The sequence below is a fragment of the Streptomyces ureilyticus genome, from assembly GCF_011045025.1.
Lineage (GTDB): Bacteria > Actinomycetota > Actinomycetes > Streptomycetales > Streptomycetaceae > Streptomyces > Streptomyces ureilyticus.
The window spans coordinates 37,960-58,563 of sequence record NZ_JAAKZX010000027.1 but is presented as its reverse complement, the minus strand read 5'-3'; the positions used below and the strand labels follow the sequence as shown (position 1 = coordinate 58,563).

Sequence of the window (20,604 nt, the reverse complement as noted above, 5' to 3'; positions counted from 1 at the left end):
GATGACAGACATGACGTACGCGACGGGGGAGATGACGGGGTCGGCCATGCAGCTTGCCGCGCTCGGCTCGCTCGGGTCCATGGGCGGGCTCTTCTCCACGACGGTGCTGTACGCGCTGGGGTGCGGGGTCGCCGTCGGCGGCGGACTCGCGCTGTTCGCCGTCGCGGTGCGGGGACTGCCCGCCAAGCCCGAGCACGAGAAGCACAAGGCCGGGGAACGGGCCGGGGAGCTCATCAAGTTCGCCGGTCAGCGCGGTTCGATCGCGGCCGGCGCCGGAATCGTCGTCCTGCTGCTCACCCAGTGGGCGGTGGCCGGTATCGCCGCCGCCGTACTCGTCTTCTTCTGGGACAAGCTCTTCGGCGGCGCCTCCGAGGAGAAGGCCGCCATGCGCCGCGTAGAAGCGCTCGCGTCCTGGACTGAATCACTGCGTGACACGATCGCGGGCGCGGTCGGTCTGGAGCAGGCCATCCCGGCGTCCGCGCGCGCGTCCGCTCCCGTACTGCGCCCGCACCTCGACGCCCTCGTCGACCGGCTCCGCTCCCGTACGCCGCTGCCCGAGGCCCTGCAGCACCTCGCCGACGAGATCAACGACGCCTCCGCCGACATCATCGTCGCCGCGCTCATCCTCAACGCACGGCTGCGCGGCCCGGGTCTGCGCCAAGTCCTGGGCGCGCTCGCCAAGTCGGCGCGCGAGGAGGTCGACATGCGGCAGCGCGTCATGGCGCAGCGGGCGTCGACGCGGCGGTCCGTACAGATCGTTGTCGCCGTCTCGATCTCCTTCGTGCTCGGCCTGTCCATCTTCAACCGTGAGTTCGTCGAGCCGTACGGCACGGCGATCGGGCAGCTCGTACTCGCCTGTGTCTGCGGCCTGTTCGCGCTCGGCTTCTGGTGGCTGCGCAAGCTGTCGACGATCGAGACGCCGGAAAGGTTCCTGGTCCGGGACGAGGCGGCGGTCCAGTTCGTACGTCCCCGAATGCCGGCCCAGTCGCAGCCGTCGGGGCCGGCTCAGTCGCTGGCGCCGTCGGAAGAGGGGGTGCGTCGCTGATGGATCTGACCATGCCGATCGTGATCGGCGCCGTTCTGGGCCTGGGCGTCTACGCCCTCGTACGGGCGCTGATGCCGTCGAAGCGCAGCGCCGTTTCCCAGGTCGCGCGCATCGACGCGATGCGGGCGCGGGGCGCGGCGTACGAGTCCTCGCACCGCACCGCCGACGCGGGGCGGCTGGGCAGCATGCGGGCCGGAGTGGGCCAGCGCGTCGCCGAGTTCTATATGCAGCAGGGCTGGGAGCAGCGGTCGCTGCGGGCGGATCTCGCTGTCCTGGACCGGAGTTGGGAGAAGTTCCTCGCGACGAAGGTCCTGCTGGGGGCGGCGGGTCTGTTCTTCGGGCCGCTCCTGTTCGCCGTGGTGTGGACGCTGGGAGTGGGCCGCAGTCCGATCATCCCGGTCTGGCTGGCGCTGCTCTTCGCGGTTCTCTTCTTCTTCCTGCCGGATCTGGAGGTGCGGCGGGACGCGGCCGACAAACGGCGTGACCTGCGGCGCGTGATCGGCGCGTACCTGGACCTGGTGTCGATGAGCCTGGCCGGCGGCCGGGGTCTCCCGGAGGCCCTGATGGCCGCCGCCGAGATTTCGGACGGCTGGGCGACCCAGCGGATCCGCAACGCGCTGTCCGACGCCCGGATCACCGGCATCAGCCAGTGGCAGGCGCTCGGCTCGCTCGGCGAGGAGCTGGGCGTCGAGGAACTCAAGGACCTGTCGGCCTCGTTGGCGCTCGTCGCGGACGACGGCGCGAAGGTCCGCGAGTCCCTCGCCTCACGTGCCGAGACGATGCGGCACCGCGAACTCGCCGATATCGAGGGCAGTGCGGGGGAGAAGTCGCAGTCGATGCTTGTGGCCCAACTTCTGCTGTGCGGGGGGTTCCTGGTGTTCCTGATTTTCCCCGCCGCGATGCGTGTGTTCCAGGTCTGAAGCCGACCACTACCTTCTGAGAGGACAACTCACCATGAACGGACGGAACTTCAACACCGGGATCCCGGGGGTGGACTTCCTGATCACCTTCCTCCAGGGGAGGGTGCAGCGCGCCCGCTCCGGCGAGCTCGACCGGGGGGCCTCCGCGGTGGAGTGGGTGATCATTTCGGCGGTCGTCGTGGCGATCGTCGGCGCGGTCGCCGCGATCATCAACGGGGCGCTGGACACTGGCGCCAACAAGGTGAAGGACTGCATCGAAGGTGCGGACGCGGGCAGCACCTGCTGATTTCTTCCATTTCACATCCATACGGGGTTGCTGGTGAGCGTACGACGCTGGGTACGCCGCCGGGTGGAGGCCGCCTCCGCCCGCGGCGACTCCGGCATGACCGCGATCGAGTTCGTGCTGCTCACGCCCGTACTCTTCTTCATGATCTTCGCGACGGTGCAGTTCGCGCTGTACTTCTTCGCCGATCATGTGGCCCAGGCGGCGGCACAGGCGGGCGCGCGGAAGGCGCGCGCGACGGCCGACGAACAGCCGGGCGCCTGGCGGGGCGAGGCGCAGGACGTGGTCGACAGCTATATCGAGCAGCTGGGACCGCAGTTGGTCCTCGCTCCCGACGTGACGATGCTCCAGCCGGAGGAGAACACGGTGGGTGTGGAGATCACGGCCAAGGTGCCGACGGTCTTTCCCGGCCTTGATTTCACGGTGCACGCGGAGTCGTCGGGGCCGGTGGAGCGGTTCGTGGAGGACGTGGACTAGGTGCGCTCTTTCGGCACGCTCGCATTTGTACGGGCTCGGGTGCGGGTCCTGGCTTCCCGGGACCGGGACCGTGGGCTGTCCACGATCGAGGTGGTGATCCTCGCTCCCGTGATGATCATGTTCATCCTCCTTCTGGTGGCCTTCGGGCAAGTGGTGGACGGGCGGGGGGCCTTGGACGGGGCCGCACGGGACGCGGCGCGCGCGGGTTCGATCCAGAAGGACCACGCCACGGCCATGGCGGAGGCGCGAAAAGCCGCGGAGGCCAACCTCGATGACGTCTGCGCGGGCCCGGTGACGGTGAACCAGACCAGTGAGGGCTTCGTACCCGACACGATCTTCACGGTCGAGGTGAGCTGCGAGATACGTGGCCTCGCGATGATCGGCGTGGACATCCCCACGACGCTGACGGCCAGCTTCAGCTCGCCGCTCGACCCGCTCCGGAGGACGGCGTGACGCTGCGCTCTGCTGTACGCGGATGGGATGCGCGTGTATGGATTGCGGCCCGCCGGGCCCGGATGGACGACCGGGGCTCGGGCGCCGGCGCGGTCATCATCTTCGCGCTCGTGTTCCTGTCCCTGTCGGCCTTCGTCATCGACGGCGGCCTGTCGATCTCCAAGCGGGAACGTGCCGCCGACATCGCGGAACAGGCCGCCCGCTACGCCGCCCAGGACATCGACCTCGAAGCCCTCTACGACAACCAAGCCGGCCCCGCCCCGATCCTCTTCGAGAACTGCAACGCCCGCGTGAAGGCCTTCGCCAACGAGATGGGCATGTCCGGCGCGGACATCGGCGCCACGCACTGCGTGGCCGCGAACGCGGACGAGGTGGAGGTCGAGGTCCAGCTCACGTACTCCCCGGTCTTCACGGGCATGTTGTACGGCGGAGACGTGATCGTCCATGGCCAGGCGGTGGCGGAGAACCAGGTCGGCTGACCGTCGTTACTCGGGCTTCCACTGGGTGGCCGTGAGCACGTAGGTGCTGAGGTTGTCGTTCTCTGGTTCCTTGTTGATCCGTGTGATCCAGAGGTGAGTGACGGCGCCTTCGCTGGATGCGATGCAGATGCCGGTGTTCGCCTTGAGCAGTGAGTCGTCCCTGATCTTGCTCACTGGAATGGGGTTGGGAAGGTCGGCCTTTTGCGCGGCGTCCCGGCATGCGCTGGGGGAGGGGCGGCGCTCGGCGATGGTGCTGTAGGAACCGCCGTCGTCGGCGAGGTTGATGCCGTTACCGTCGATGGGCTCCGCGCAGTCCGTGTAGGTGAGCCGACCACCGGTAGTCGGCCTGAAGCCCTGGTTGATTTCGACACCGAGATCGTCGATGTCGAGAATGGTGATGTCCGACGGCCTGCACTGCGCGCGGAGTCCGACGTCCTCGCCGTTTGGATCGAACTTCGGAGCCCGGAAAACCAGATTCTTGTTCTGCGCGCTGACCTGCCACCCCGCCTCCGTCTTCGGCGCCGCCTTGCCCGCCGGCGCGCCCGCTTCAGCGCTGGCCCCGCTGTCACCGCTGCCGGATCCGTCCGCCACCTCGGAACCGGACTTGGAGTTGCCGGACGCCGAGCTGCCGCCCTCGGAGTTGTCGTCCGCCATCAGCTGGTACGCGGCGATGGAACCCCCGCTGACGGCCAGTACACCTACGACAGCGAGCGCCGCGATCAGTGGTGTACGACGCCGTTTGGCGGCCGGAGCCGACGCGGTGGACGGGTGCGCGGAGGGCGGCGCATAGGCAGGTGCGGTGGGCACGGAGGCCATGAAGCCCTCGGCCGGAGAGTGCGCGGGGCGCGTCGGGGCCGCTGCCGCGAAGGCGGCATCCGGGGCGAGGCCGGGCTGCGTGGGTACCGGGTACGCCTGCGGCGCGACGGGGGCGGGGGCGCCCGGAGCCGGAGCCGGGGCGGCGGGAGCGGCGGGAGCCGAGTGCAGGCGCATCGTCTGCTCCTGCTGGGCGATCTGCTGCGCGACGGCCGGCGGCAGCCACCAGCCCTCGTGACGCACCAAACCCCCTGTACCGGCAAGGGTGTTGCAGGCTTCGATGAGCTGCGCCGGTGTCGGCCTGGCAGCGGGGTCCTTGGCGAGGCAGGCGGCCACGATGCCGCGCAGTTCCTCGGGGCAGGCGCTCAGATCGGGCTCGGTGGAGACGATCCGGTAGAGCAGTGCCTGCGAGGCGCCGTCGCCGAACGGATGGCGGCCGGTTGCCGCGAAGTATGCGATCAGGCCGAGCGCGAAGAGGTCCAGGGCAGGGGTGACCTCGCCGCCCATGGCCTGCTCGGGCGCCATGTAGGCGGGTGTGCCGAGTCGTACGTCCGTGCCGGTCAGGGCGGTGGTGTCGGCGGCGCGGGCGATACCGAAGTCGATGACGCGCGGTCCGTCGGAGGCCAGCAGCACGTTGGAGGGCTTGAGGTCGCGGTGGATGACGCCGGCCGCGTGGATGGTCTGGAGGGCCTCGGCGATGCCCGCGGTCAGCTGCAACACCGTACGCAGCGGCAGCACTCCGTGCTCGTACACGGCGGAGGCGAGGGAGGGCCCGGGTACGTAGCTGACGGCGAGCCAGGGCTCGGGGCCGTCGGTGTAACTGTCCAGCACCGGCGCGGTGTAGGGGCCCTGCACGCGGCGGGCGGAGGTGACCTCCTGGGTGAAGCGCCGCCGGAACTCCGGGTCCTGCGCGTACTCCCGCCTGACGACCTTCAGCGCCACCGGCTGCCCGCCCCGCGTGTGCGACAGGTACACGACCCCCATGCCGCCTTCGCCCAAGCGCCCCTGAAGTCGGTAACCGGCTATCTCACGGGCGTCGTCCGGCGCCAGGTCCTGCATGGGTGCGTCCCTCCCCGTTGGCATGGACTGGCCATGTTACGGAAGTGACGGTTGCCCACTCCAGGGAGGTCGCGGCCGGGGTCCTGCGGGGCGGCCTACTTGTCGCCGCCGCCCTTTCCGCCCCCGCCCTTCTCCTTCGTCTTCACGCCATCGCGGGCCTTCTTCGCCAGGTCGTCGTCGACCTTCTTGAACTCGCGGACAATGGCGTCGGACATGCTGGCCAGGGCATCGAGCTGTTGGTTGATGTCCTCGCGGCCGTCCTCCCAGTTCGACTCGAACTCTTCGAGCTTGTCGTACACCCCACCGTCGCCCACGTCGTCCCGGTAGGACTCGAAGAGCTTCTTGGTGTGGTTCATACGCTGCTTGATGTCACGCAGCCGGCTCCCGTAGTCCTCCATCTCAGTGAGCGGAAGCGCGAGGTCGGGCTTGGCCATGTCTTCGATCCCCCTGTGATGTGCGTGGCGGCTACGGACTCTTCAGAACGTACGTGTGAAAGTACCGCATCGGTCTGACAGGCGGGGCTTGTGGCGTTGACGCAGGTGATCCGTCGGGCAGCGGCGGAAGATCTGGGAAACCTGCACAGCATTCACCGGGAGGTCATGCGGAACCTGAATATCTGTCACACCTGTTTTGCGGCATGAGGCTTTGGCGGGTGGATGTCCGGCTTGGAAACCTGGTGGCAACTGTTGTGCGTGCAGCGGCGTGAACGGGTGTGTGAAGGAGTTGGTGTATTCGGTGAGTTGGTCGTCACGGGTGTGGAGTTGGGCATCGGAATGAGCCCCGCAGGGGCAGGGAGCGGCTGGTCGTGCATTCGTAGGCGTGCTTTGATCCTGCGCACGGCGTGAGTTGCCGGGAATGGTTCCCGGTTTTTGGGAATCGGGCGAACTCCGCCATCGAGAAATTCACCTCCGAAGGGAAACGCGCGCCATGAACTTCACCCCCCAGGTTGAAACCGCAGAGCTCTCCGACGCCGGCCTGGACAACGTGTCCGGCGGCCTCGCGGGCGGTGTGTCCGGCGGTGGCCTTCTCCAGGCCGGACCTGTCAACGTCGACCTCTGCGCCGACGCCTTTGCCGTGGCCTCGGCCGACGGTGTCGTGGCGGGCGTGAGCGTTCACGCTGCCGCTCACTGATTGCTGACGAAGGTCCGCGAAAAGCCTGAACACTTCCCTGGGAAGTGTTCAGGCTTTTCGCGGACCGGTGCCCCGGCGGAGGGGCCCGTTGCGGTTACGTCGAAGGTGTGGCCAGGGCTCCGGAGCGTATGGAGCGGAGGAGGTTGGCCAGCGGGGTGGGGGTGGTGGTGAGTTGGGTGGTGGGGGTGTCGCTTTCGCGGAGGTGGATGGTGGTGGGGGTGGCAGCGAGTTCGACGCAGGCGTTGCCTTCACCGCCGCCTGAGAAGGAGGACTTCTGCCAGGTGTCTGGAGTGGTCATGCCTCGCCTCACAGTTCCTTGGCCAAGCGGTGGATGAAGTCACGCGACCGCTCGGGCTCGAATGACACGCTCTCTACCTTACGGAAGAGCGTTCGAAGGCGGTCGAGTTGGGCTTCGGCGTCGATGAACGCCGTGCCATACGGTGCGTCACGCACGACTGTGTCCAAACGGGGCACTGTGCCGCCCATGTACACCATGGCGCTTCCGGCGCCGGCGAACCCATCCAGGTCGTAGGGGATGACGCGTACTGTCACGTGGTCCGCTTCGGATAGTTCCAGGATTCTGGTGAGCTGGACCCGCATCGCAGTGCGGTCGCCGACTCTGATCCGTAGTGCCGATTCGTGGATCACCGTTTCGTAGGGGGTCGGCTGGGGCCCTTCGAGGACTGCGCGACGCCGCATCCTGTGGCTTACCCACGAATCCAGTTCGCTTTCTGAGAGTTCGGGGGTCGTGAACGAGAAGAGGGCACGTGCGTAGTCCTCTGTCTGGAGCAGCCCGGGTACGTGGAGGAAGTCCACATCGCGCCGGGACGTGGAATGGTGCTCCAACTCCGACAGGTCCAGGAAAGGGGAGGGCAGGATCCCGCGGAACTCCTCCCACCAGCCACGTGTCCTGTCGATGGCCATCTTTACCAGCCCGTCGATCAGGGCTTCGTCGAGGCAGGCGTACAGGGTCGCCAGGCGGCGCAGGCGTACTTCACTCACGCCGGTGAGGGCGGACTCGATGTGGGTCATCTGTGTGGAGTTCACTCCGAGAAGTGCCGCCGTCTCCCGTGCCGTCATGCCTGCCGCCTCGCGCATTCTGCGCAGCTCGGCACCCAGACGCAGCTGCCGAGCGGTCGGGCGGCTCCGCAATGCCATCCAGGGCTCCTCTGTTCAACTCGCCTGCCTGAGTGACTCGTTCGGGCGTCAGGTTACGGCAACGACTTGCGATACCTAAATTTAGAGGTCTACCGTCGGTGATGCGTCGCACACGCAACGGAACCTCGGGGCTCCGAAAGTGCACCGCTCCGTCATGCCGTGACGGCTGCGGCCGAGCCATCGCCCGTCTTCCGTTGCACCCTCTCGACAACTCGCCTTCCATCAAATGGAGTTCACACATGCCCAAACCCATGGACGAGCCCTGGGAGTACACGCTCCACATCCCGCATGACGTCCGAGCCGTAACCGTCTGCCGGCGCACCTTGCGCCTGATCCTCACCATCCACGGGCTCATCCGGCTCACCGAAGTCGCCGAGCTGCTGGTAACCGAGCTCGTCTCCAACTCCGTACGGCACACGAAAGGGCCCGCGTCCCTGCGCCTGCACTGGCGGGACGGAGTCCTACGCATCGAGGCCTGGGACGCCGACCCCGAACCGCCGCCGCCCCCACGGGAGTTGGCTCACGCCGTGGACGCGGAGGCGGGCCGCGGGCTCGAACTCGTCCGGGCCTGCGCCGATGACTGGGGCTGGCATCCGCTCAGGCGCGGCGGCGACAGGGGCAAGTACGTGTGGTGCGACTTGCGGGCCGCGTAGCGTCAGCGGTTGACCGACTGGATTTCCTGGACGTTCATGTCCTGGGTGGTCTCGAAGGTGCCGTTCGGGAGGTCGCCGCCATCGCCACCCGCGCCTTCCCAGGTGATCTCCCAGGTCACCGAGGCGGACAGCTCGTACGGTTCGCCATTGGTGGCTCGTAGGTACCTGATGCCGCACGGAGGGGTCTTCCCGGCGTCGCCCGTCTTGTACGGGGTGCCGATCGAGCCGTCGTCGTTGATCTCGCAGTCGCCGGAGGAGGGGAAGGTCTCCGCGTCGTCCGTGCCCGGCTCCAGGTGGAGGGCGATCGGTTTGGCGGTCGTCTCCGCCCACAGGCCTGTGTTCGGGAGCTCGGCGCGGACCTTGACCTCCTTGAACGTGCCCTTGTCCAGCCACACCCAAGTGGGCGCGTTGACCGTCGACTTGGCCTCCGGCTTCAGCTCGACCTGGGTCTCGGGGACCTCGACCTTGTCGTAGGCGTACTCGGCGAGGGTCCGTGCTGTGGGGGCGTCAGGGTCGTCGGGGATCTCGCCCGCGTCCTGCCAGAAGATGAGTCGGCTGCACTTGGACGTGTCGTCGATGGCGGTGACGTTCGGAGCGACTCCGTGCCAGAAGTAGCCTTCTTTGTCGAGGTTGTAGTTCTTGTAGCCCTGCACGGTCGCCGGGGTGCCGAAATGCCTGCCGGCATCCTTCTCGTCCCTGAAGTGGTCGGTCCACAGTCCAGTTCCGGTCCACGACTGGCGGATGGCGACGTGGCCGTTGCCGTCGGTCTCGGCGAAGTTCTTCATCTGCTCGGGGGTGAAGAGGGGCTCATACCAGCAGGGCGGCGGCTCCCAGTTCACATCCGTCGACGAGAGGGTGCCCTGCTTTCCGCCGGTAGAGCCGCTCACTTGGGTGACCTGGATCCGCGAGTGCGTGGCGGAGGCGGTCAGTTCCTTGCCTTCGGCTTCGCCTTTCGTGTCGGATTCTCCGAACGCGTTGGCAGGAGTGGAACCCAGGAGCGCCGCGGCAATTGACGTGGCGATGACAGGGATTCCCTTGTGCCACGGCTTCACTGCGAGCACCCGCCCCTCTGCGCGGTGACGGAATCGTTCTGCCACACGCCCTGAGCGCTCTTCACTAGCGTGGCCGTGTAAGCGACCTCAGGGTCTGTGCCCGCGGGATTCCCCACCTCTTTGCCGGTCTTGCGGTTCTTCGTGAACGCCTTGCTCTCGTCTGTGCAGTAGCTGAGGGATGCTGCTTTTCCACTGTCGGCCATGCTGACCTTCGGGTCGAAGGCGGGCAGCTCGCCGATGACGGTGACGTTTTTGTCCGTGTAGGACTTGATCCACTTCGTGGACTGCGCGAGGCCGTTCTCGGTGTCGTAGAAGGCAAGTGCGTCACCGCCGTCCGGCTCGTTGGCGATGATCGCCGCGTACCCCGCTCGCACCTCCTCCTTCGCGTCGTTGAGGATGGCCTGCTCCACGGGCTCGCTACTCGTCCAGTCCTCGAAGGTGAGCTGGAAGGTGCTCGGGAGCGTGATCTCCGGACGCTTGGCCTCGGACGGCGTTGACGCTGACGCCGAAGCCGACGGACTCTTCGAGCCCGTATCCGCCCCCTTGATGTCATCCGGCGAAGACGAATCGTCACCCCCACCGCAAGCGGTGATCAATAGCGCCGCCGTGGCGGCGAACGTGGCGGCTATGGGCGCGATGCGGCGGGCCACGGGTGAACTCCCCCTGTGTCAGGCGTCTCTGGCGTGTGCAACAGAGAACGAAGCTATCAGGGGCAAGTAGCGCGCATCGAAGCAGCGATAGGGGATTGTGTGGGGATCGTGAGATGTGTGACGTGACAGTTGCGAAGTGGCTCACATCCCGGGTGTGGTGCGGCCCACCGGCCGCCGGACAACTCGGGTCTAGGGGGCGGGGCGTGAGGAATCGGGTGGCTGGAGAAGGGGCGTCCACTGCCCGGCCTTCGACACCCTCCTTAAGATCTCAGTAGGCTCAGCACACCCCCGCAAGCCTCCCTCCACACACGACACCAGGACACCCGCCATGGCGCGACGCACCACTTCCAGCTCGACGGGCAGTTCGCCGGGTCCGAGGAATCGGACGCCGCAGCCTTTGCCTCGGCGGCGGCGTACGTTCGGGGACTTCATCAAGGCCTTCTTTGCCTTTATTGCCCTGATTGTTCTGCTGGTGGGGGTGCCGGGGGCGCTGGCCACGCAGATGGGGTGGCCACTGCCCAGCGGGACGCCGAGTCTGGACTGGCTGCAGCAGGAGATCACGGCCGGGACGTTTCTGAACGTGCTGACCGTTCTCGTCTGGTTCGCCTGGGCCCAGTTCACGGCGTGCGTACTCGTGGAGATGAAGGCCGCCCTGTCCGGCGTCGGGATGCCGAACCGCGTTCCCGGTGCCGGTCCGAGCCAGTTGCTCGCGCGGCAGCTCGTCGCCGCGTTGCTGCTGGTCGGCGCGACCGCGGCCAGCTTCGCGCCCGGACTCTCGCAGCTCGGGCAACAGATGCAGGAGAACCAGCGGCCTACCGTCGCCGCCGCGCAGCAGACGCCCGCCGGCCTGCTGGGGCAGCAGGAACAGGCCGCCTCCAGTGCCGCCGCCGCGCTGGCCGAGCAGGCCGCGAACGCCGCGCACGCCGCCGAAAGCGGAAGCACCGCCGACAGCGGCGACACGAAGTACTACCGGATCCAGCCGCCGGAGGGTCGCCATCACGACTCCCTCTGGGAGGTCGCCGAGCGGCATCTTGGTGACGGGCGGCGGTACAAGGAGATCTACCAGCTCAACAAGGACCGTGCGCAGCCCGACGGTTCGAGGCTCTCCGAGGCCAGTCTGATCCGGCCCGGCTGGATCCTGGAGATGCCCGGCGACGCCCGCGGCGGCGACCTCGTCGAGATGCCCGACGAGGCCCCGGAGGTGTCGAAGGAGGTCCAGCAGCAGATCTCCGACTACTCCCAGACGGGGAGCGCGGAGCAGCGGGGGAGTGGACAGCAGGACGGCAGCGGTAGCGGCAGTGGCAGTGGCAGCGGGGCTGTTGATCATGACACTGCTCAGATTTCCGTTCCCGAGCAGCGGCCCGCTCCGGACCGCGGACAGCAGGGCCAAGGCCAGCAGGGGCAGGAACACGCCACCTCCGCCGCCGACGACAGTGGCTTCGGGCTGCCGCAGGCCCTCCTCGGTGCGCCCCTCCTCGCCGCCGGGCTCCTTGGCGCGCTCGGGCGCCGGCGCCGTCAGGCCCTGTGGCAGTCGGCCCTCGCTGCCGTCGGCGGGCGGCGCGGCATGATGGAGCCGCCGACGCCCACCGGTACGGCCGCCGATGCGCAGGACGCGCTGCTCGTGGGGGCCGACCCCGAGGGCGTACGACTTCTTGACCGGTCGTTGCGCGGGCTGGCCGCTGCGCTCGCGGAGGAGTCGCGGCCGTTGCCGACCGTGTACGCGGCCTGGATGAGCAACGGGGATTTGCATCTGCAACTGGCGCAGCCCGCCGGGAGGCCGCCGGTGCCGTGGCAGCTCGGGCAGGACCAGACGTTCTGGATGCTGGCACGGGCGGACGCCGAGCGGTACGAGGACACCGACACGGCAGCCCCGTACCCCGGACTCGTCAGCCTCGGCACGATGGACGACTCGCGGCTGCTGCTCAACCTGGAGTCCGTGCCCGGCATCGTCTCGCTGAGCGGCAGCGAGGAGGACAGGGCGGGCGTGTTCGCCTCCGTGGCCGCCGAGTTGGCGACCAACGGCTGGTCCGACCGCATGACGATCACGCTCGTCGGGTTCGGGGAGGATCTGACGCCCCTCGCGCCCAACCGGCTCCGGCACCTCGACGACATCGAGGCCCTCATCGAGACCATGGAGGCGGAGACCCGGCAGCGGCGCGGGGCGCTCGGTGCCGCGGGTCACGACTCCGTCCTTACGGGGCGTACGGGCCCTGCCCAGCACACTCGTTGGGCCCCGCATCTCGTACTCCTCGCCGCCGAACCGTCCGCCGAGGACGCGGTCAAGCTTGCCGAACTCGCCTCCGACGCCAGCCGGTTGGGCATCGGCTATCTCGTCGGTACGGAGTCGGGCGATCTGCCCGGCGCCGCCTGGGAGATGGAGATCACCGGCGAGGGCAAGCTGCTCGCGCCGCTCCTCGGGCTCGAACTCGACGCGCAACTGCTGCCGGTGGCCCAACAGCGCGCCGTCGTAGAGCTGTTCGTCGAGGCGGATCCCGAGCGCGAGCCGAACGGTCCCGCCACCGATCCGCCGTTCCTCGTCGACATCAGCGAGCAGGGGCGGCCGGCCGTGTACGCGCGACTCGTCGGGCCGTACGAGATCATCGGCCTCGATACGCCGGACGGTGAGCGCAGTCCACTGCTGCACGAGGCGCTGGCGCTGCTGCTTCTGCACCGGGAAGGCGTGCACCCTCGCGTGCTGTCGTCCGCGCTGTGGCCCCGAGGGGTCACGGAGGATGTGCGGGACGCGCTCGTCGAGCGGCTGCGGGTGTGGCTGGGCAACGATCCGGACGGTACGCCGCGGCTCGGTACCGACTCGACGGGCCGGCTCAAGCTGGCGAAGTCCGTGGTGTCCGACCTTGATGTGCTGCGGTCGCTGTACCACGAGGCGACTCAGGGGCGTGGGGTCGACAGCCGGGCTGTGCGGGGGCGGTTGCTGACCGATGCGCTTGTGTTGGTGCGGGGGCCGTTGTTGGCCGAGCGGCCGGCGGGGCGGTATGGGTGGCTCACCCACGAGATCATTGATGCGCAACTGCCCTTGCTCGTCGCGGATATCGGGCTGGCGTTGTCGGCCTTCCATCTTGAGAAGGGGCGCGCGGGGAAGGCCATTGAGGCGCTGAACGCGGCGCTTGGCTCCGCGCCTGGTGATGAGCGGTTGTGGCATGAGTTGCTTCGGGCTACTCATGCCACGGGAGATGCTGCGCAGCTTCAGCGGCTTGCTGCGGACTTGGTGTCTCGGAGCGGTGCTCGTGGGCTGCCGCCGCGGACTGAGGCTCTGTTGGATGAGTTGCTGCCCTCTTGGCGGAGTGGTGTTGCGGCCGTTGGGTGACAAGTTGCCCGGAGCTTGTGGCTGTGCCCACCCTCCCCCACTCTCGGCTTCGCTCGAGCGGGGGGACCCCCATCGCCCTGCGGAACGATTGCCCACAGCGGTAGCGGAACGATTGCCCACAGCGATGGGGAGCCGCTCGTGGAATTGGCGTTGATTCTCGGTGCTGCCCTCTGGGGTGCGCTTGCCGGGATGCTTGTGCCCCGTGCTGCCTATCGGCTCTCCGTTGAGCCCGAGGAGGAGTGGCGGGCTCAGTGTCCGGATGGGCACGTCATCAGCGGGTGGATCGGGTGGGCTCGGTGTGCGGGGCGGGCGTATGGGCCCAGTACGCCGCTCGTCGTTGCCGCTACCTCGCTCGTCTGCGCTGCGCTCGCCGCTGCTACCGGTGCTCGGCCCGAGCTGGGCGTATGGCTGTTGGTTGCGCCCTTCGGGGTGTTGCTCACCCTCGTCGACTTCTCTGTGCATCGGCTGCCCGACGTCGTGAATCTGCCCGTGGCCGTCGCCGTGCCGGGGCTGCTGGGGATCGTGGCGCTGGTGCCGGAGAACAGCGGTGACTGGACCGGTGCGCTGCTCGGCGGGCTCGCGTACGCCGGGTGGTTCTTCGTCTGCTTTCTCATCAACCCGAACTGGGTGGCCTTCGGGGACGTGAAGGTCGGGCTCTGGCTGGGAGCCGTCCTCGGCTGGTACGGGTGGGCGGTACTGATCCTGGGTGCCTTCGCCGGGTTCTTTCTGGCGGGGTTCTACGCGGTCGGGCTCGTCGTTACGCGCAGAGGCGGGCGCAAGACCGCGGTGCCGTACGGCCCCTTCCTCATCGCCGGTGCCTTCGTCGGCACCCTCATCGGGGCGTACGCGGCCTGACGCGAGCTGCCGCAAGGGGCTGGCGTACGCTGGATCAGTCCGCCCACCCGTCTCCCACCACCACCCTTATTTCGAAGCGCTTCGCGCCTTTTCCGTCTCCTGTCGAAAGGGACCGCCCGGTGACCGAGAACGCCGACCTTCAGTCCGTCCTCGACCGTGCCGCCGAGGGTGGGCGGATCACCCCCGAGGAGGCGCTCGACCTCTACCGGGACGCCCCGCTGCACGCGCTGGGCGCCGCCGCCGACGCCGTACGCCGCCGCCGATACGCCGGTACCGAGCACATCGCGACGTACATCATCGAGCGCAACATCAACTACACGAACGTATGCGTCACGGCCTGCAAGTTCTGCGCCTTCTACGCGCCGCCGAAGGCCGTCGACAAGGGCTGGACGCGCGATCTCGACGACATCCTGCGCCGCTGCGCGGAGACCGTCGAGCTCGGCGGTACGCAGATCATGTTCCAGGGCGGGCATCACCCGGACTACGGCGTGGAGTACTACGAGAAGCACTTCGCCGCCATCAAGGCCGCGTACCCGCAGCTCGTCATCCACTCCCTGGGGGCGTCGGAGGTCGAGCACATGGCCCGGATCTCCAAGGTGAGTGTGGAAGAGGCCATCTCGCGGATTCACGCCGCGGGGCTCGACTCCTTCGCCGGCGCCGGTGCCGAGCTGCTGCCCGCGCGGCCCCGCAAGGCGATCGCCCCGCTGAAGGAGAGCGGTGAGCGCTGGCTGGAGATCATGGAGGCCGCCCACCGGCTGGGCGTGGAGTCCACCTCCACCATGCTCATGGGTACGGGCGAGACCAACGCCGAGCGCATCGAGCACCTGCGGATGATCCGTGACGTACAGGACCGGACGGGCGGCTTCCGGGCCTTCATCCCGTACACGTACCAGCCCGAGAACAACCACCTCAAGGGTCGTACGCAGGCGACGCTCTTCGAGTATCTGCGCATGATCGCCATCGCGCGGCTGTTCATGGACAACATCGCCCATATCCAGGGGTCGTGGCTCACCACCGGCAAGGAGGTCGGCCAGCTGTCGCTGCACTACGGCGCGGACGACCTCGGTTCGATCATGCTGGAGGAGAACGTCGTCTCGTCGGCCGGTGCCAAGCATCGCTCCAACCGCATGGAGATCATCGACCTGATCCGCAAGGCGGGACGCGTCCCGGCCCAGCGCGCGACGACGTACGAGCACCTCGTCGTGCACGACGACCCGGCGAACGATCCCGTCGACGAGCGGGTCCAGTCGCACATCTCGTCGACGGCGATCGCGGGCGGGACGGCCCACCCGGAGCTGAAGCTCCTCGCCTCCAACTAGCCCCAACCAGCTCCAACTAGCCTCCCTGTGCTGACGATTCACGCCGCCCACGGGTTGCGGACCGCCTGGGACGCGGAGCCGCCCATCAAGGGCAGCGCCGTCGCCGTCCAAGGCGATCGGGTCGCGGCGGTTGGGCCGCTGGACGAGCTGCGCGAGAGGTTTCCGGGCGCCCGGGTACGGCGATGGCCCGGCGTGCTGGGGCCTGCGCTCGTCCACGAGAGTGCGCTGCCCGAGGCGACTTCGGCTCGTGAGCAGGTGCACGCCGTACTGAAGTCGGGGGCGACCGCGATCCTGGAGCGGTACGCCGACACGGCGGAGCTGCGTGCCGCCGCCGCGCGGGGCGGCGTGGCCGTGCTGCCGCATACGCGGCCGACCGCGATCGTCGCCACCGGCCGCGCCGACCTCGCCGTCTTCGACGAGGCCGGCGCGTGTGTCGCGACCGTCTGCGCGGGGCGGCTGGTGCACCGGCGGAGATAGCGGTCAGCCGGAGAAGGCCTTCGCGAACTCGCCCGCCTCCTGCTTCACTCCACTGCAGTCGGTCTGTGCGACGTTCGGCTTCGCCTTGCCGCGTGCGCACTGCCGGTCGCGGGCCGCCGCCCACATCGACACCCACGCGATGTCCTTCTTCTCGGCGAACGACCGGACTTGGGCCGCGTCGGACACCGTGAACGTCTCGTTGTCGACGTCGTTGACGCCGATCATCGGGGTGAGGGCGAGGCCCTTCCAGGCGGCCTCGGGCGAGAGGCCGAAGATTTTCTTCAGCTGGCCGTGGGTCGCCTTGGCCGCCTTGATCGCGTAGGTGCCCATGTCATCGTCGTACGAACTGCCGTAGTTCATCGTCATGATGTTGACCGTGGAGACCTTCACGCCGCCGGCTTTCGCGGACTTCAACACGGCCCGGCTGTCCTTGTTGAGGCCGTGCGGCATTACGGGCAGCGTGAAGGACACCCGGACGTCGGGGCGTTGCTGCTGGAGCAGGGCGATGGCCTTGGAGCGCAGCGCCACCGACTTGGAGTCGGACAACGGCGGGCCCTCGATGTCGAAGTCGGCCTCCGTCGCACCGGCGGCGTCGAGCGCGGTCGCGTAGGCACCGGCCAGCTTGGAGACGCTCTTGCAGGTCGTCGCGAGCTCCTTGCCGGAGGCGCCGCCGAAGGAGACCCGCACGCTGCGCCCGGACGACTTCAGCGCCGAGACCCTGGACTTCACCGACGCCTTGCCGATGCCGTACTCGCCCCATGTCGGCGTGCAGCCGCCGCGGCCCGCGATCACGAAGGCCAGGTTGTACGCCGACGCGGAGCCCATCGATTCGTTGCCGGAGGCCGCGGTGGCGCTGACGTACGGGGCGAACGCGGGCCGCGGTAAGGGGGTCTCCGGCGGCGGCTGTGACGGCGTATCCGGTGCGTCCGGCGTATCCGGCGTATCCGGCGACGTCTCCGTGGAGGGGGCGGGCGTTCTGGGAAGTGTGGGGGCCGCCCGCGAGGGTGACGGGTCGGAGGAGCACCCCGTACAGGTCAGCGCCGTCGCGAAGACGAGCCCGGCAGCCGGTTTCAGAAGACTCTTCATTGCACATCCACCTCTCCTGTGAGGTACGTCGGGGGACGGGCAACGTCTCACCGGCGGCGGCGTCGATCCGGGCCCGGCCGGGCAGGCCGGGCGTCCCGGCTCTGCGCTCGGCTGCCACAATGGGCCCGTGACCCGCGCTTCCCTGAACAAGCAGCCGCACGAAGTCGCCTCGATGTTCGACGACGTGGCGGAACGGTACGACCTGACGAACGACGTGCTGTCACTCGGCCAGGACCGGCGCTGGCGCAAGGAGGTCGCGAGGGCGGTGGACGCGCGGCCCGCGCAGAAGGTGCTGGACCTGGCGGCGGGTACGGCCACCTCGTCCCTGCCCTTCGTACGGACGGGGGCGTACGTCGTGCCGTGCGACTTCTCGCTCGGGATGCTCCGGGTCGGCAAGCGGAACCATCCCTGGCTGCCGCTGACGGCCGGCGATGCGACCAGGCTGCCCTTCAAGAACGACACCTTCGACGCGGTGACGATCTCCTTCGGCCTGCGGAACGTCCAGGACACGGACGCGGCGCTGCGCGAGCTGTACCGGGTGACGAGGCCGGGCGGACGTGTGGTGATCTGCGAGTTCTCGCACCCCACTTGGGCGCCCTTCCGCACCGTATACACGGAGTACCTGATGCGCGCGCTGCCGCCGGTCGCGAGGACGGTCTCCTCCAACCCCGACGCGTACGTCTACCTCGCCGAGTCCATCCGCGCCTGGCCCGACCAGCCCGCACTGGCCGACCGCCTGCGCAAGGCCGGCTGGTCGAAGGTGGCGTGGCGAAACCTCACGGGCGGGGTTGTGGCATTGCACCGGGGCTTCAAGCAGGCCTGACCCCTACGGCCCCGGCTCGGCTTACCTCAGGACCTCGAACGGGTCGCCCGGTTCGTCGAGTTCGCGATACAGCCCACCCGTAGGCGGGTGAGGGAACCGCGGCTCCCGAACCCCCGCGCCTCCGCCGCCCTCCCCGTCACCGAAGTCGAACCACACGGTGACGACGGCACCGGGTGGCACCTCGGTGCCGGGCGGCGGGTACTGGCGTACGACGTAGTCGACGACGGTCAGGTGGAAGTCGGGCCGGTCCGGCGCGGCGAGCAGCACGCCACGTGCCTCGGCCGTCTCGCGCGCGTCCACGGCCATCAGGCCGACGAGCCGCGGTACACGCACATCGGGTGGTTTACGCACAGACGTCACCCCCAGCGGTACCGGAAGAGTAAGCCCTGCCGCGCGCCGCCGGAAGCCGGGCGCTGCCGTAAGGCGTCACCCGGCCCGGAGGCCGACCCGGAAGGCGTCACACCCAGCCCGGAGGGCCTCACCCGTCTCGCATGTCGGCCACGCAGCCGTCACCGGTCTCGCAGGCTGACCCGGCAGCCGTCACTGGTCTTAGAGGTCCAGCCGGTAGCAGTGGCCCGTCTGCTGCGAGGCCGGCGAGGTGAACCTTTCGACGAGGGTCATTCCGAGGCGTCTGGTCACCGCGATGGAGCGCTCGTTGCGGGAGTTGACCATCGCCACCACGCTGGTGAGGCCCGTCGCCCGCAGTCGGTCGAGGGTGCTCCACGCCGCCGTGGTCACGTACCCCTTGCCCCAGTACGCCCGTCCGAGCCGCCAGCCGATCTCGATCTCGCCCTTCGGACCCCAGGCGTGCGGCCACGGCTGGGCGCCCGTGAAGCCGATGACGTCGTCCCTCTCGTCGAGCATGGTCCAGAAGCAGAAGCCGTACTCGGCGTCGTGCCTGCGCTGGCGCGCGGTCAACTCCTCGTAGACGGACAGCTCGGCCGGCTTTCCGCCGTGGAACTCCATCACGTCCGGGTCGTCGAAGATCCGGTGCCAGGCGAAGGCGTCCTCGTCGGTGGGGACGCGCAGTCGTACCACGGGGGAAGGTCGGTTCATGGAGCGGCCCTTCAGCAGGGTGATCAGTACCGCTGAATAGACTGCCCATGTCCAGTGCCGGTCGGCACGTTGATTTCGAGTCTTGGGGAGATCCCACCGTGACCGAGCCCCAGCCCCTCTCCGAACACACCGCCGATGTGATCGTCGTCGGGGCCGGGCCAGCCGGTTCCACCACCGCGTACTACCTCGCGAAGGCCGGACTCGACGTCCTGCTCCTCGAAAAGACCGCGTTTCCGCGCGAAAAGGTCTGCGGCGACGGGCTGACGCCCCGCGCGACCAAGCAACTCGTCTCCATGGGCATCGACATCTCCGAGGAGGCGGGCTGGCTCCGGAACAAGGGGCTGCGCATCATCGGCGGCGGCGTTCGCCTCCAACTGGACTGGCCGGATCTCGCCGCCTACCCCGACTACGGACTCGTACGAAAGCGGGACGACTTCGACGAGCAGCTGGCGCGGCAGGCGCAGAAGGCGGGCGCGCGACTGTACGAGCGCTGCAATGTGGGCGCCCCGGTCATCGACGACCGCACGGGCCGCATCACGGGCGTGCGCGCGAAGCTCGGCGACGTCGACTCGAAGGAGAAGCGCGAAGTCACCTTCCACGCCCCGCTGGTCGTGGCGGCCGACGGCAACTCGACCCGGCTGTCCCTCGCCATGGGCCTGCACCGGCGCGAGGACCGGCCGATGGGCGTCGCGGTGCGTACGTACTTCACGTCCCCGCGCCACGAGGACGACTACCTGGAGTCCTGGCTGGAGCTGTGGGACCGGCGCGGACCGGGCGAGGACCGGCTGCTGCCCGGCTACGGCTGGATCTTCGGCATGGGCGACGGTACGAGCAATGTGGGCCTCGGGGTGCTGAACACCTCCAGCTCCTTCAAGGAGCTGGACTGGCGTGAGGTCCTGAAGGCCTGGTGCGCGTCGATGCCGGAGGACTGGGGCTACACCCCGGACAACATGACGATCCCGATCCGCGGCGCCGCCCTGCCCATGGCCTTCAACCGCCAGCCGCACTACACGAAGGGCCTGTTGCTCGTCGGCGACGCGGGCGGCATGGTGAACCCCTTCAACGGCGAGGGCATCGCGTACGCCATGGAGTCCGGCCAGATCGCCGCCGACGTCATCGTCCAGGCGCACGCCCGGTCGACCCCCGCCCAGCGCGAACTCGCCCTCCAGCGCTACCCGAAGGTCCTCAAGGAGACCTACGGCGGCTACTACAACCTCGGGCGCGCCTTCGTGAAGCTCATCGGCAACCCGAAGGTCATGAAGATCGCGACGCAGCGCGGACTCACGCACCCGGTGCTGATGAAGTTCACGCTGAAGATGCTCGCCAACCTGACCGACCCGACGGGCGGCGACGCGATGGACCGCATCATCAACGGGCTGAGCAAGGCGGCGCCCAAGGCGTAACGCCCGTGGCCCGGCTTCTGGGGCCGCTCCTGGAGCCTCCTGAGGTCGCCCGCTCCTGGGTCCTGGGGTCGCCGCTCCTGGGGCTCC

The 20,604-nt window shown here is 68.6% G+C and carries 23 protein-coding genes; 14 read left to right on the top strand and 9 right to left on the bottom strand.

From position 1 onward, the window contains the following. Window positions 1-46 precede the first annotated feature (46 nt). Genes G6048_RS11760 through G6048_RS11735 form a run of 6 tightly spaced genes read left to right on the top strand, consistent with a single transcriptional unit; the run spans window position 47 to window position 3,657 of the window. Complete coding sequence (locus G6048_RS11760) at window positions 47-1,045, top strand: type II secretion system F family protein (RefSeq protein WP_165339446.1); 999 nt, start codon at window positions 47-49, stop codon at window positions 1,043-1,045. Continuing rightward, window positions 1,045-1,965 (top strand): type II secretion system F family protein, encoded by a 921-nt coding sequence (locus tag G6048_RS11755; RefSeq protein WP_165339432.1) that lies wholly within the window; start codon window positions 1,045-1,047, stop codon window positions 1,963-1,965. The genes G6048_RS11760 and G6048_RS11755 overlap by 1 nt, the downstream gene beginning before the upstream one ends. Before the next feature lie 34 nt (window positions 1,966-1,999). After that, window positions 2,000-2,251 carry a hypothetical protein gene (locus G6048_RS11750; RefSeq protein ID WP_165339431.1) on the top strand — a complete coding sequence of 84 codons (252 nt, stop codon included), beginning with the start codon at window positions 2,000-2,002 and terminating at the stop codon, window positions 2,249-2,251. A gap of 27 nt (window positions 2,252-2,278) precedes the next feature. Continuing rightward, window positions 2,279-2,725 carry a TadE family protein gene (locus tag G6048_RS11745; RefSeq protein WP_165339430.1) on the top strand — a complete coding sequence of 149 codons (447 nt, stop codon included), beginning with the start codon at window positions 2,279-2,281 and terminating at the stop codon, window positions 2,723-2,725. A gap of 39 nt (window positions 2,726-2,764) precedes the next feature. Next, window positions 2,765-3,178, top strand: coding sequence for a TadE/TadG family type IV pilus assembly protein (locus tag G6048_RS11740; protein ID WP_328825748.1), 414 nt, complete (start codon window positions 2,765-2,767; stop codon window positions 3,176-3,178). Window positions 3,179-3,180: 2 nt separating this feature from the next. Beyond that, window positions 3,181-3,657 carry a pilus assembly protein TadG-related protein gene (locus G6048_RS11735; protein WP_165339444.1) on the top strand — a complete coding sequence of 159 codons (477 nt, stop codon included), beginning with the start codon at window positions 3,181-3,183 and terminating at the stop codon, window positions 3,655-3,657. Window positions 3,658-3,663: 6 nt separating this feature from the next. Here the strand turns inward: G6048_RS11735 and G6048_RS48635 are convergent, their stop codons facing one another. Next, window positions 3,664-5,529: a serine/threonine-protein kinase gene (locus G6048_RS48635; RefSeq protein WP_235989619.1), complete on the bottom strand. Its 1,866-nt coding sequence runs from the start codon at window positions 5,527-5,529 to the stop codon at window positions 3,664-3,666. A 95-nt stretch (window positions 5,530-5,624) separates the two neighbouring features. Then, window positions 5,625-5,963, bottom strand: a complete 339-nt coding sequence (locus tag G6048_RS11725; RefSeq protein WP_165339429.1) for a hypothetical protein — start codon at window positions 5,961-5,963, stop codon at window positions 5,625-5,627. Window positions 5,964-6,456: 493 nt separating this feature from the next. On the opposite strand from G6048_RS11725, the gene G6048_RS11720 reads away from it, so the two are divergent. Continuing rightward, a complete protein-coding gene (locus G6048_RS11720; RefSeq protein ID WP_165339428.1) occupies window positions 6,457-6,660 on the top strand; it encodes a hypothetical protein in 204 nt (67 codons plus the stop codon). 94 nt (window positions 6,661-6,754) lie between these two features. Here the strand turns inward: G6048_RS11720 and G6048_RS11715 are convergent, their stop codons facing one another. Further along, window positions 6,755-6,958: a DUF397 domain-containing protein gene (locus G6048_RS11715; RefSeq protein WP_165339427.1), complete on the bottom strand. Its 204-nt coding sequence runs from the start codon at window positions 6,956-6,958 to the stop codon at window positions 6,755-6,757. Between the two features lie 8 nt (window positions 6,959-6,966). Then, window positions 6,967-7,818, bottom strand: a complete 852-nt coding sequence (locus G6048_RS11710; RefSeq protein WP_165339426.1) for a helix-turn-helix domain-containing protein — start codon at window positions 7,816-7,818, stop codon at window positions 6,967-6,969. Between the two features lie 239 nt (window positions 7,819-8,057). Here G6048_RS11710 and G6048_RS11705 point away from each other — a divergent pair, with 239 nt between their 5' ends. Continuing rightward, complete coding sequence (locus G6048_RS11705) at window positions 8,058-8,471, top strand: ATP-binding protein (RefSeq protein WP_165339425.1); 414 nt, start codon at window positions 8,058-8,060, stop codon at window positions 8,469-8,471. A gap of 2 nt (window positions 8,472-8,473) precedes the next feature. Here G6048_RS11705 and G6048_RS11700 read toward each other — a convergent pair whose 3' ends face one another. Further along, complete coding sequence (locus tag G6048_RS11700) at window positions 8,474-9,523, bottom strand: hypothetical protein (RefSeq protein WP_165339443.1); 1,050 nt, start codon at window positions 9,521-9,523, stop codon at window positions 8,474-8,476. Next, the gene (locus tag G6048_RS11695; RefSeq protein WP_165339424.1) at window positions 9,520-10,173 is read right to left on the bottom strand and encodes a hypothetical protein; all 654 of its coding nucleotides are present in this window, start codon (window positions 10,171-10,173) and stop codon (window positions 9,520-9,522) included. The genes G6048_RS11700 and G6048_RS11695 overlap by 4 nt, the downstream gene beginning before the upstream one ends. 328 nt (window positions 10,174-10,501) lie before the next feature. Here G6048_RS11695 and G6048_RS11690 point away from each other — a divergent pair, with 328 nt between their 5' ends. The 4 genes from G6048_RS11690 (at window position 10,502) to G6048_RS11675 (ending at window position 16,149) form a co-directional block, all read left to right on the top strand. After that, entirely contained in the window at window positions 10,502-13,498 is a 2,997-nt protein-coding gene (locus tag G6048_RS11690) for a BTAD domain-containing putative transcriptional regulator (RefSeq protein WP_165339423.1), read from the top strand. A gap of 189 nt (window positions 13,499-13,687) precedes the next feature. Further along, the gene (locus G6048_RS11685) at window positions 13,688-14,353 is read left to right on the top strand and encodes a prepilin peptidase (RefSeq protein WP_165339442.1); all 666 of its coding nucleotides are present in this window, start codon (window positions 13,688-13,690) and stop codon (window positions 14,351-14,353) included. Between the two features lie 119 nt (window positions 14,354-14,472). Further along, complete coding sequence (gene mqnC, locus G6048_RS11680; RefSeq protein ID WP_165339422.1) at window positions 14,473-15,672, top strand: cyclic dehypoxanthinyl futalosine synthase; 1,200 nt, start codon at window positions 14,473-14,475, stop codon at window positions 15,670-15,672. Window positions 15,673-15,699: 27 nt separating this feature from the next. After that, on the top strand, window positions 15,700-16,149 hold the full coding sequence (locus G6048_RS11675; protein WP_165339421.1) for an imidazolonepropionase-like domain-containing protein: 450 nt from the start codon (window positions 15,700-15,702) through the stop codon (window positions 16,147-16,149). Between the two features lie 3 nt (window positions 16,150-16,152). Here G6048_RS11675 and G6048_RS11670 read toward each other — a convergent pair whose 3' ends face one another. Next, window positions 16,153-17,235 carry a chitinase gene (locus tag G6048_RS11670; protein ID WP_165339420.1) on the bottom strand — a complete coding sequence of 361 codons (1,083 nt, stop codon included), beginning with the start codon at window positions 17,233-17,235 and terminating at the stop codon, window positions 16,153-16,155. A gap of 127 nt (window positions 17,236-17,362) precedes the next feature. Here G6048_RS11670 and G6048_RS11665 point away from each other — a divergent pair, with 127 nt between their 5' ends. Beyond that, window positions 17,363-18,058: a demethylmenaquinone methyltransferase gene (locus G6048_RS11665; RefSeq protein ID WP_165339419.1), complete on the top strand. Its 696-nt coding sequence runs from the start codon at window positions 17,363-17,365 to the stop codon at window positions 18,056-18,058. A gap of 21 nt (window positions 18,059-18,079) precedes the next feature. Here G6048_RS11665 and G6048_RS11660 read toward each other — a convergent pair whose 3' ends face one another. After that, the gene (locus tag G6048_RS11660; RefSeq protein ID WP_165339418.1) at window positions 18,080-18,391 is read right to left on the bottom strand and encodes a PASTA domain-containing protein; all 312 of its coding nucleotides are present in this window, start codon (window positions 18,389-18,391) and stop codon (window positions 18,080-18,082) included. A 216-nt stretch (window positions 18,392-18,607) separates the two neighbouring features. Next, window positions 18,608-19,114 (bottom strand): GNAT family N-acetyltransferase, encoded by a 507-nt coding sequence (locus G6048_RS11655; protein WP_165339417.1) that lies wholly within the window; start codon window positions 19,112-19,114, stop codon window positions 18,608-18,610. 98 nt (window positions 19,115-19,212) lie between these two features. On the opposite strand from G6048_RS11655, the gene G6048_RS11650 reads away from it, so the two are divergent. Continuing rightward, a complete protein-coding gene (locus tag G6048_RS11650) occupies window positions 19,213-20,517 on the top strand; it encodes a geranylgeranyl reductase family protein (RefSeq protein ID WP_165339416.1) in 1,305 nt (434 codons plus the stop codon). The last annotated feature ends 87 nt before the right edge of the window (window positions 20,518-20,604 follow it).